The organism is Hymenobacter agri (assembly GCF_054778495.1).
This window is the reverse complement of record NZ_BAAGZM010001091.1, coordinates 1-841: the sequence shown is the minus strand read 5'-3', so window position 1 is coordinate 841 and position 841 is coordinate 1. Positions and strand designations below refer to the sequence as shown.

Sequence of the window (841 nt, the reverse complement as noted above, 5' to 3'; positions counted from 1 at the left end):
CCCCTGCTCAGCTGGCAGCACGAAGCACGGGAGCTGGCGCGGCTGTGGGCCGAGGCAGTGCCGGTAGCTTCGGCGAGCGGGCGCTAATTTGCTGCCGCGCCCCCCCGCTGCGGCCGTTGCTCTGCTCATGAAAAAACTTTTACCTGCCCTCCTCCTCGGCACGGCGTGTTTCGCTGCCGGGGCCTTCGTGGCCCGCCCCACCGCCCCCGACGAAATAACGGTGCCCATGCTGCGCGCGGCCCAGCAGTTATTCGGGCTGAATTTTACCGACGCGCAGCTCGACTCGACTCGCCGCAACCTGAGCGGCTACCGCGACAGCTACGAGGCCCTGCGTAAAGTCGACCTGCCCAACAGCGTGGCCCCGGCCGTGGGCTTCGACCCGCGCCCGCTGCGCCTGCGGCAAACGCAGCTCAGCAGCGGCGGCAGTGCCGGCCACCTGCCCGAAACCGGCAAAGTGAAGCTGCCCGCGAACCGCGACGAACTGGCCTTTTATACCGTGCGGCAGCTGGGCGAGCTGCTGCGCACCCGGCTAATTACCTCCGAAGACCTCACGCGCTTCTGCCTCACGCGCCTGAAGAAGTACGACCCGCGGCTGCACTGCGTCATTACCCTCACCGAGGACCTGGCCTACCAGCAGGCCCGGCAGGCCGATGCGGAGATTCAGGCCGGCAAATATCGCGGGCCGCTGCACGGCATTCCGTTTGGGGTGAAGGACTTGTTCAGCGCGAAGGGCTACAAGACCACCTGGGGCGCGGTGCCCTACAAGGAGCAAGTGCTGGACGAGGACGCGGCCGTGGTGGAGCGCCTGCGCGCGGCCGGCGCGGTGCTCGTGGCCAAGCTC

1 protein-coding gene is annotated in these 841 nt (G+C 68.0%); it reads left to right on the top strand.

Annotation, left to right across the window (positions count from 1 at the left end):
• Positions 1–127 precede the first annotated feature (127 nt).
• Positions 128–841 (top strand): amidase family protein (locus tag ACYVDE_RS24660; protein ID WP_460504162.1); only part of this gene is annotated, 714 nt, incomplete at its 3' end.